The organism is Streptacidiphilus carbonis (genome assembly GCF_000787775.1).
In the GTDB taxonomy this organism is placed as follows: Bacteria; Actinomycetota; Actinomycetes; order Streptomycetales; family Streptomycetaceae; genus Streptacidiphilus; species Streptacidiphilus carbonis.
The window spans coordinates 1-10,221 of record NZ_BBPM01000110.1 but is presented as its reverse complement, the minus strand read 5'-3'; the positions used below and the strand labels follow the sequence as shown (position 1 = coordinate 10,221).

Here is a 10,221-nt window from a genome sequence, read left to right as displayed (position 1 = left end):
GCCCCCGACCAGCCCGCCGCCCACCACCGGCAACCAGGAGATCGTCGGCCAGCAGTCGGGCCGGTGCGTCGACATGAACGACTCCACCACGGCCAACGGCGCTCAGGCACAGCTGTGGGACTGCAACGGCGGCTCGAACCAGCGGTGGACCTACACCTCCGGCAAGCAGCTCACCGTCTACGGCAACAAGTGCCTCGACGCCTCCGGCCAGGGCACCGCGAACGGCACCGCGGCGGTGATCTGGGACTGCAACGGCCAGGCGAACCAGCAGTGGAACCTCAACGCCAACGGCACGATCACCGGTGTGCAGTCGGGGCTGTGCCTCGACGCATCCGGAACGGGTACCGCCAACGGTACGAAGATCCAGCTGTGGAGCTGCTCCGGCGGAGCGAACCAGGGGTGGACCCTGCGGAGCTGACTCCGGGCGTGCCGCAGCAATCGGCGCAGCAGCGCCGATTGCTGCGGCACCTGGCCGCCGTCCTGATGATGCCTGTGGCGCTGATGCCTGCGGTGAAGATTCCCGTGCGTTAGTTGTTGCGCCTTCGACAATTCGACTGTCATCGTATGGCACATCCCACCACGGACAGCATGTACCTGACAATGTGGGGTGTTGAAGCGCTTCGACATTGGCGGTCGGAGTCGCACGTCGCACTGCCATCGTCAGCCGCAGCTGTCACCTCAAGCAGAACGGAGCCCCCATGCGTACCACCTTGCGCAGCCGGCGTACGATCCTGGGCCTTTTCGCCTCCGCGGCCGCGGCGGTCGGACTGGCCGCCGCACCGGCGCACGCCGCGACCTGGTCGTCCAGCGCCCAGTGGGGCACGTGGTCCAACGGCGGCTACACCCTTTACAACGACATCTGGGGCAGCGGCGCGGGCCCCCAGACGATCTGGGCCAACTCCTACAGCAACTGGGGCGTATGGGCGAACCACCCCAACACCGGCGGCATCAAGTCGTACCCCAACGCCTCCCGCTACATCGGCAAGCAGCTCAGCGCGCTGAGCTCGGTGAAGTCCAGCTTCAACGTCAGCGTGCCCTCCAGCGGCGCGTACGAGACCACGTACGACATCTGGGACTCCAACAACGCCGACGAGATCATGCTCTGGATGAACAAGACGGGTGCTGTCGGCCCGCTCGGCACCTCCCAGGGAACCGCCTCGGTGGGCGGCAGCACCTGGACCGTGTACAAGGGGAGCAACGGCGCCAACGCCGTCTTCTCCTTCGTCCGCACCTCCAACACCAGCTCCTCGACCGTTGACATCCTGGCCGTCATGAACTGGATCGAGAACAGCAAGCACTGGATCGGCGACGTCACCCTCGGCAACGTCCAGTTCGGCTACGAGATCACGTCGTCCTCCGGCGGGCTGAACTTCAACACCAACTCGTTCTCGGTGTCCTCTTCCTGACGACGGGTTCCCCCGCACCGGTACGGATTCGGTGACTCGCGGCCGCGGCGCCGGCCGCGAGTCACCGTCTCAGTTCCGCCGCCTCAGCTCCGCTGCGGGGGGTCAGTACGAACGCGAAGTCGGCCGGCCCGAGTTCGAGCCGGTGCTGGGGCAGGACACCGGGGCCCACGGCGGGAGCAGGGCTCCGCTGGTTCGGTTGAAGCGGCCGGGGCCGAGCAGGATGTGCTCGCTGTCGCTGCGCGCCGGGCTTGTTCGCGGGCTGTCGGTGGTCTGTTCCCGGGGGTGGTGCCCCGGGCGCCGCCGGGGACGGCTACTTCGACGCCACTTTGCCCGCGCGGGGCGTGCCGCGCTTCGGTGGGGCCGTGCTTCCGCGGACCGAGAGCGTGGTGGCGATCTCGACCCCGGCCTGCGGCACGTCTTCGCCGCGGCCCAGCGTGAGCGCCAGCTCCGCGGCGGCGACCGCCATCTCGGTCAGTGGCTGGCGCACGGTGGTCAGCGGCGGCTCGACCCAGGCGGCGATCGGCAGATCGTCGAAGCCGACCACGCTCAGGTCGTCGGGAATCGACAGGCCGAGCTCCCTGGCGGCCTGGTAGACGCCGAGCGCCTGCATGTCGTTGGTGGTGCAGATCGCGGTGGGCCGGTCGCTGCGGGCAAGGAGTTCCAGCGCGGCTGCGTACCCGTACTCGCGGAGCAGATGGGCCTGGACCAGCAGCGTCGGGTCTGCGGTCACGCCGGACTCCGCCAGCGCGGAGAGGTAGCCGGCCTTGCGGGTCAGGCAGACGGGGTGGTCCGGACCGGTGATCATGGCGATGCGGCGGTGCCCCAGTTCCAGCAGATGCCGGGTGGCGGTGTGGCCTCCGCGGAAGTTGGTGGTGCCGACGAAGGGCACGTCGTCGGGGAGTTCGTCCACGGGGTCGAAGACGATCAGAGGAATCCCCTTGGCGTGCAGCTGCGCGCGTTCGGCCGCAGTCAGCTGGGCGACCGACACCACGCAGTTGGGGCGACGGCCGATGGTGTCGTCCAAGGTCGCGGCCTGGCCGTCGGGGGAGGCGAGCTCGGTCACCGTCAGGCCGAAGCGGTACTTGCGGGCGACCCGTTCCACGCCCCGGATGACCTCGGTCGCCCACATGCTCTCCAGCTCGCGGAACAGCAGCTCCACCGTGTTGGTGCGGTTGGCGATGGGCTTGCGGTAGCCGTGGAGGGTGATGAGGTCCTCGACCCGGGCGCGGGTCCGGTCGGAGACACCCGTGCGCCGGTTGAGCACCTTCGACACGGTGGGGATGGAGACGCCTGCCGCTTCCGCGATGTAGGCGATCGTGACCGAGCCCGGCCCTTCCCCCTGCGAGCGCTGTTCGTCAGCCGTCGGCTCACCCGCTCGGTAGTCCGTCGTCACGTTCACCCTTCCAGATTCCCTTGCGCGGCCGCGCTGCCACCGGGGGCCGTCGGTCGGGAGGTCCCCACGGCCGCGTGGGGGTCATTGTGGCACTCTCCGGCCGGTCCGGGCCGTCCCGGGAGCGGTGCCGCGTGTGCCGGCACAGCCGACGCGAACGGCGTCCGGAGAGTCGATCGTTTCATGGTGCAACAATATCTTTCCAGAAAAATGCAAGGGAATCAAGGAAGAAACTTTCAGTGCCGCAGTTGACGGTCCCCTACTCGGCGGAGAACACCCGTACGTCCCACGGCCCCAGCTCGACCGGCCCCCCGGTGGGGATCCCTGCCTTCGCCGCTCCGTCGGATCCGCCGCCGAGCAGGTCCACCAGCGCGCAGGGGGCGGTGGCGACGGCCGGCTCCCAGCTCCAGTTGTGCACGATGTGCACGCGGCGTCCGTCCGGGGCGCTGCCGGTCAGGGCGGTGACCGAGGCGGGCAGCCGCTGCCAGCCTCCGCGTGGCTCCGGGACCAGCCACTGGGCCAGGGCCCGGGCGGTGTCCGGGGCGGGGACGGTGCCGACGACGGTCACCCGGCCCCGGCCGTGGGCGCGGCTGGTGACCGCGGGCCAGCGGCCGTAGTGCCGGTGGTGGTACTCGGCCAGCACCTCGGCGTCGGACGGCACCAGCGCGTCCGCCCAGCGGGTGGCCGCCGCACCGTCCGGCAGGTCCAGCGGGCTGCCGGACGGGGTGTGCAGGGGCAGGTCGCCGGAGAGGTTGCTGAACTCCTGGTAACTGACCCCGGCCGCGCCGGTGAGCCGGGGCGGAGCCGGCTCGGGCCTGGCCCGCGCCTCCTCGTCGGCGTAGCCGGTACGCGGCCCGAGCACCAGATGGCCGCCCGCCGCCGCGTAGGCCTGGAGCCAGTCCAGGATGCCGTCCTCGGCCAGGTAGAGTCCGACGGCGATCAGTACCGGGTGGCGCCGGGCCGCCAGTTCGGGGTCCAGGGCCGCCGACGGGTCGGCCGGGTCGTGCAGTTGGCGGGCGTGCACGATCCGCACCTGCCGCCCGGACTCGACCGCGCCCCGGTAGAAGGGGTCGAACAGTCCGTGGTACGAGCCGCCGTCGGGACCGCCCTCGGCGTTGGCCAGCGGCGGGTACTTCTGCATCAGCCACTTGCTGGGCAGCGAGTACACCATGGCGATGTCGCAGTCGGGCTCCAGCCCGGCGACAGCCGCCCCGGCCGTCGCGAACTCCGCCCCCAGCCGTGCCATCTCGGCGTAGGCACGGCCGGGACGGCCGCTGTGCGGCAGCACCCCGCCCCAGTAGGTCTCGGTCCCGAAGTGCAGGGTGTGCCAGTGCCAGTACTCCACCATCCGCGCGCCCCGGGCCACCATCGCCCAGGCCGCCTGGCGCCACTGGCCGTCGAAGGGCGGGGCGGTGTCGTGGGTGCCGCCGACGCTCTGCGCGTTGGTCTCGGTGACCAGGAACGGTTCCTGGCGGGTGGCCCAGGCCCGGTCCGCGTCCTGGAGCAGTCCCCAGACCCCGCTGGCCAGCCAGGAGTGCGAGGGCCGGTCGGGTGCGGCAGGCAGGGCGAGTCCGTCCTGCATCTCGTAGTAGGGGTTGGCCGCGATCACGTCCAGGCCCAGCGCCAGTTGCTGGTCGTCCAGCCCCTGGTGGTTGTAGTGCAGGCAGGTGGTGACGAACTGGTCGGGTCGGGCGAACTCCCGGGCGATGTCGGCCTGCCAGGCGATGAACTCACTGGTCTGCCGGGCCTGGAAGGCGCGCCAGGCCACGTCGTACTGGGGCTGGGCGTTGCCGTCGGGAGTCCACAGGTCGGCCCAGTCGGTCAGCCGGTGCGACCAGTAGACCAGGCCCCACTCGCGGTTCAGCGTCTCCACGTCGCCGTAGCGGGAACGCAGGTCGTCGACGAAGCGCTGGAAGACGCCGGTGTTGTGCGGCAGTCGGCAGCCCGGCTCGTTGTCGAGCTGGTAGCCGATCACCGCGGGGTGGTCGGCATAGCGGGCGAGAATGCGACGGATCACCCGTTCGGCATGGAATCGGAAGGCAGGGTGGGTGAAGTCCATCTCCTGGCGACCGCCCCAGTCGGCCCGTCGGCCGGTGGCGTTCTCGGCGGCGATCTCCGGGTACTGCCGGGCCAGCCAGGGCGGGACGGCGTAGGTGGGGGTGCCCAGTACCACCGAGATCCCGCGCGACCGGGCGGCGTCAAGCGTCGGCTGCAGCCAGTCCAGGTCGAAGCGTCCGTTCTCGGGCTCCCAGGTGGACCACACCGACTCGCCGACGCGGATGACGGTGAAGGCCGCTTCCACCATCAGGTCCAGGTCGGCCTCGACACGGTCCATGCGGTGGTACTCGGGGTAGTAGGCGGCGCCGAACAGGACACGGGACGGCAGTGCGGGCATCGGTGGTCTCCATGAGGACGGGATCGGCAGGGGGGGACTGCCTGAACGGGAAGGAAGTCCGGTCGTGGCTGGAGGCGGCGGCCCTGCCCGGCCTGGCCATGAGCATGGCCGCCACCGGTCTCAGGGGGTGAAGGACAGCGTGGTCAGGCGCTGCTCCCCGGTGAGTACGACCCGCAGGTCGTGGTTGCCCTCGCCCGGCACTGCGAGGGGGGACGTGACGGTTGTCCAGACATACCTCCCGCCCGTCGAGGGCACCGCGAAGGACGTCAGCAGCCTGTCGCCGGACCAGAGTTCGAGCGCTGCGGTGCCGGAGGCGGTGCGGGACACCCCCGCGGCGACGGTGCGCGCGCCGCCCAGGTCGACATTGCGGAACAGCAGCTCGCCCCTGCTGCCGTCCGGGCTGACGGCGTCGCCGTCCGTACGCTCGGCGTCCGTCAGGACGATGTCCTGGCAGTCGTCGAAATCGGCGGCGCGCAGCGGGCGCCCGAGCACCTCGCGCGGTCCGGGGAGCGGTCCGGTGACGGTGAGCCGGGCGCTGCCGACCGGGTCGGCGGCCGACCGGGCGACGAGCAGGTCGTAGCGTCCGGGGTCGACGGTGAACCCGCCGGTGGCCACGTCCCAGTGGCTGAGCGCTTCCGCGGCGGGGATCCGGAACTCCAGCTCGGTGGACTCGCCGGCGGCCAGCCGCACCTTCCGGAAGGCGATCAGCTTCAGCCGCGGCGCGGTATAGCGTGCGCCGAGGGCCCTCGCGTAGAGCTGGACCGTCTCCACACCGGCCCGGGTGCCGGTGTTGGTCAGGACGACCGTCGCGGCGACCTCCCCGTCCTGGGCCAGTTCGCTCGCACGGGCCTTGAGCTCGCCGTACCCGAAGGTGGCGTAGGAGAGGCCGTGGCCGAAGGGGTAGAGCGGCGCGGCGTGGTGGTACTGGTAGGTCCAGCCGGCCTTGATGATGTCGTAGTCGAGGCGGCCGGGCAGTTCGTCGCCGGCGCGGTACCAGGTCTGCGGCAGGCGTCCGGAGGCGTCGGCCTCGCCGCGGAGCACCCGGGCGAGCGCGCGGCCGGTCTCCTGGCCGCCGTGCGAGGTCCACAGGACCGCGGGCAGGTGGGCGTCGGCCCAGTCCACGGCGTAGGGGTAGCTGGACATCACGACCAGGACGGTGTCCGGCCGCACTGCGGCGACCGCGCGCAGCAGCCGCTCCTGGGACTGGGGCAGCCGCAGGCAGGCCCGGTCCTCGGTCTCGCGGCCGTTGATGTGCGGGTCGTTGCCCAGCACGACCACCGCGACGTCGGCGGCACTGGCCGCTGCGACCGCGGCGGCCGTGCCGTCGACGACGACGCTGCGGGTGAACCGCAGCGCCTGGTCGGCGCTCTCCGCGGTCATGGTGATCACGCCGGTCCCGGCATCGGCCTGAGCCCAGCGGCCGGTGAGCACGCTGCGCAGCAGTTCGGTCCCGCCCTCGGCGTCGTCCAGGGCGAAGGTCTCGTGGACGTTCCACTCTCCCGGCTGGTCCCGGTCGGCCGCCACCGCCTGGTCCGCGTCCCGCAGTGAGGCGTGTCGGCCGGTGGCGGCCGAGCGCAGGGTGAGCACTCCCTGGTCCCAGTCGAAGAGATCGAACTGGACGGAGGAGTCCTGGAGCTGGGCATCCGTCAGGGTGAGCAGGCCCTCCGCGCCGACCGCGGTGAGGGCGCGCCCGTCCTGGGCGTGCAGGGCGATCCGGTCCACGCCCTCGACGGCGGCTGCGCCGAGTCCGTCGGCGACGGTGATCCGGTAGGGGTGGCTGCCGCTGTACCAGTCCTCGTAGAGGGTGCCGGCCAGCGGCCCGACGACGGCGACGCGCTGTTCGGCGGACAGCGGCAGCAGTCCCTGGTTCTTGAGCAGGACGGCCGACTCGGTGGCGGCGCGCAGGGCGAGGGCCTGGTGGGCGGCCGAGTTCACGGCCTCCCCGGCGATGTCGGCGTAGGGCCCGGGCTCGGGGTCGAACTCCCCGAGGCGGAAACGGATCGACAGCTGCCGGCGGACCGCGCGGTCCACATCCTCCATGGTGAGCAGGCCCAGTTCGAGGGCCGTGCTGATGCGCTGGAACGTGGTCAGGGTGTCCGCGCCGTTGTCGGTGAAGGAGTCGATGCCGGCCTTGAGGGCGGCGGCGTGCGACTCGGCGTGGTCGTCGAAGTAGTGCTCGGGATCGACGAGATTGGAGGGGGCCTGGGCATCGGAGACCACGAAGAGCTCATGTCCGGTGGGCTCGGCCCAGCGGCGCAGTTGCTGCTCGATCAGCGGACTGACGTGGCAGGGGCGGCCGTTGACCAGGTTGTACGCGGCCATCACGCCGGTGGCGGCCCCTGTGGCGATGGCCGGCCGGAAGGCGGCCAAATCGTATTCGTGCAGCACCCGGGGCCGCAGGCCGGAGGAGGTGGTGCAGCGGTCGTCCTCGTTGTTGTAGGCGAGGAAGTGCTTGAGGATCGGGGCGGTGCGCAGACGGGCCGGGTCGTCGCCGGCCATGCCGCGGCAGAAGGCGTCGCCGAGGCGGGCGGACAGCAGGGCGTCCTCGGAGTAGCCCTCCTCGTTGCGGCCCCAGCGGGGGTCGCGCAGCAGGTTCACCACCGGGGCCCAGCCCTGGAGGCTGATGCGGCCGGTGCCGTCGGCCGGCGGGCGGTGGTGGTGGAAGGCCCGCTGTTCGACCGAGACCGCCTCGGCGACCTCGTGGACCAGGCGTTCGTCCCAGGTCGCGCCGAGGCCGACGGCCTGCGGGAAGGTGGTCGCCGGGCCCAGCCAGGCGACGCCGTGCAGGGTCTCGGTGCCGGTGCGGAACTCCTCGACGCCCAGACGGGGGATCGCCGGCGAGTACTGGTGCAGCATCGCGATCCGCTCCTCGGGCCTGAGCCGGGAGAGCAGGTCCTCGACGCGTTCGCCGAGGGGGAGCCCTGCATCGCGGTAGGGCGGCGTGGCGGCGGCGGTGCTCACAGGTAGTAGTCCCTTGCAGGTTTTCGGCAGCCGGGCAATCAGCGTTGAAGCCCTTCGAAGCTGACATGGGCGCACGACACTGTCAAGAGAAACTTTCCGAGAAACGTAACTCAAGATTCAATGCGACGTTTCCTGACACACCTCTTGCGTAGGAGCCGAAATGCCGCTTAACCTCTCGGCAACATTGAAGCGCTTCGAGAGTTTCGCAGGAACGAAACACCGTTCCCGAGGATGGGCGTCACGCCCCCGGGATCCGCTCCGCGACATGACCTCCCAACAGGCGAAGGGCCGCCCATCATGAGCATCGAAATGAACCGCAGAACTTTCGTGAACGGTGCCGTTGCTGTGGCCGGGGCTGCTGCGCTGTCGCCGCTGCTGTCAGCCTGCGGCGGCGGCAGCACCAGCAGCAAGGGCGGGACCAGCAGCAAGGCCGGGCTGCAGGCCGCCCTGCCGACCTACGTGGAGGGAACCGCGGTCAACCCGGACATCCCCTCGGTGAACGGCGTGGTCGGCACCAAGACCTCCCCGGGCTACCTCGCCTACCCGGCCAACCCGGTCAAGACGGTCTCCGGGGTCCCCGGCAAGGGCGGCAGCTACACCGCGATCGTCCCGGCGTTCGGCGCGCTGCCGGACCCGGGCAACTCCTTCTACCAGGCGATGAACAAGGCCCTGGGCGTCAACCTGACGATGAAGCCCGCGGACGGTGTCAACTACGGCACCGTCGTCCCGACCATGACGGCGGCCAAGAAACTCCCCGACTGGATCCAGTTGCCCACCTGGGAGACCAGCATCAACATCGGCGAGCTGGTCGGCACCCAGCTGGCGGACCTCACGCCCTACCTGGCCGGCGACAAGATCAAGCAGTACCCCAACCTCGCCGCCATCCCCACCGGGGCCTGGACCGACGGGGCCTGGGAGGACAAGGTCTACGGCATCCCGTGCTTCTCCAGCGGCTTCTCGCTCCCCGGGACCACCTTCTTCCGCCGGGACGTCTTCGACGCCAAGGGCATCACCGCGGACCAGGTGAAGTCCGCCGCCGACCTCTTCTCCCTGGGCAAGGAGCTGACCGACGCCAAAGGCGGCGTCTGGGCCTTCGGCGACGTCTGGACCTATCTGAGCCCGCTGTGGGGCGTGCCGTACAAGTTCACCCTCGCCGACGGCAAGCTGGTCCACAAGTACGAGATGGACCAGTTCCTGGAAGCCCTGGACTGGCACTACAAGCTGGCCAAGTCCGGCTACATGCACCCCGACACACTGGCCGGCAACAACAGCGCCGGCGGCACCCGCTTCTACGCCGGGCACACCCTGATCACAGGGGACGGCCTCGGCGCGTGGAACCTCGGCGACGCCCAGACCGGGACCGCGGCCAGCAAGAACTACCGCCGCGGCGCCTTCAGCATCTTCGCAGCCGACGGCAAGTCCACCCCCAGCACCTTCCTCGGCGCCGCCACCACCTACGTCAGCTACTTCAACATCAAGCTGTCCAAGGACCAGATCCTGGAGCTGCTGGAGGTCGCCAACTACCTCGCCGCGCCGTTCGGGTCGGCCGAGTACACCATGGTCAACTACGGTGTCGAGGGCGTCCACTACACCATGGTGAACGGTGTCCCCACCGCCAACAGCGCGGGCACGAAGTACGTTTCGAACGCGGGCTACCAGGGCCTGGCCAGTCCCCCCGCTGTCGTCAGCAACCCCGGCGCGAACCAGGTCACCAAGGACGTCTGCGCCTGGCAGGCGTCCGCCTGCCAGCACGTCTACAAGCCGGTGTTCCTCGACATGAACGTCACCGTGCCGACCCGCTTCGCCGTCGCGGACGCCGCCCAGGCCGTCGAGGACACCATCAAGGACTGCTACCACGGCATCAAGAAGGTGTCCGACGTGCAGGCCGCGATCTCCTCCTGGAAGTCCAGCGGCGGTACCCAGCTGATCCAGTGGTACTCGGACAACGTGCTGGCGAAGTACGGGACCGGGCAGTAGGCAGCGAGCCCCGCGAGGAGAGGGAGAACCCGTGGCAGTATCACTCGCCGCCGAGCCCGGCGCGGGCAATCCGCGAAAGGGCAGGCGCACGA

Annotated in this window: 6 protein-coding genes; 3 read left to right on the top strand and 3 right to left on the bottom strand. The window is 70.4% G+C overall.

The features are described from left to right. Nucleotides 1-418, top strand: a 418-nt coding sequence (locus TR46_RS36990) for an RICIN domain-containing protein (RefSeq protein WP_042411420.1), incomplete at its 5' end; no start/stop codon positions are given. 280 nt (nt 419-698) lie between these two features. After that, nucleotides 699-1,406 carry a GH12 family glycosyl hydrolase domain-containing protein gene (locus TR46_RS36985; RefSeq protein WP_042411417.1) on the top strand — a complete coding sequence of 236 codons (708 nt, stop codon included), beginning with the start codon at nt 699-701 and terminating at the stop codon, nt 1,404-1,406. Between the two features lie 310 nt (nt 1,407-1,716). Here TR46_RS36985 and TR46_RS36980 read toward each other — a convergent pair whose 3' ends face one another. The 3 genes from TR46_RS36980 to TR46_RS36970 form a co-directional block, all read right to left on the bottom strand. Then, on the bottom strand, nt 1,717-2,799 hold the full coding sequence (locus TR46_RS36980; protein WP_152626925.1) for a LacI family DNA-binding transcriptional regulator: 1,083 nt from the start codon (nt 2,797-2,799) through the stop codon (nt 1,717-1,719). 256 nt (nt 2,800-3,055) lie between these two features. After that, complete coding sequence (locus TR46_RS36975) at nt 3,056-5,191, bottom strand: beta-galactosidase (RefSeq protein WP_042411412.1); 2,136 nt, start codon at nt 5,189-5,191, stop codon at nt 3,056-3,058. 120 nt (nt 5,192-5,311) lie between these two features. Further along, a complete protein-coding gene (locus TR46_RS36970) occupies nt 5,312-8,152 on the bottom strand; it encodes a glycoside hydrolase family 3 protein (RefSeq protein ID WP_042411409.1) in 2,841 nt (946 codons plus the stop codon). A 297-nt stretch (nt 8,153-8,449) separates the two neighbouring features. On the opposite strand from TR46_RS36970, the gene TR46_RS36965 reads away from it, so the two are divergent. Then, complete coding sequence (locus tag TR46_RS36965) at nt 8,450-10,129, top strand: ABC transporter substrate-binding protein (RefSeq protein WP_152626923.1); 1,680 nt, start codon at nt 8,450-8,452, stop codon at nt 10,127-10,129. Nucleotides 10,130-10,221 lie beyond the last annotated feature (92 nt).

Bases quoted from the DNA above. Each gene is read 5' to 3' on its own strand.
- TR46_RS36975 (WP_042411412.1), bottom strand. From the start codon at position 5,191: ATGCCCGCACTGCCGTCCCGTGTCCTGTTCGGCGCCGCCTACTACCCC.
- TR46_RS36965 (WP_152626923.1), top strand. From the start codon at position 8,450: ATGAGCATCGAAATGAACCGCAGAACTTTCGTGAACGGTGCCGTTGCT.
- TR46_RS36985 (WP_042411417.1), top strand. From the start codon at position 699: ATGCGTACCACCTTGCGCAGCCGGCGTACGATCCTGGGCCTTTTCGCC.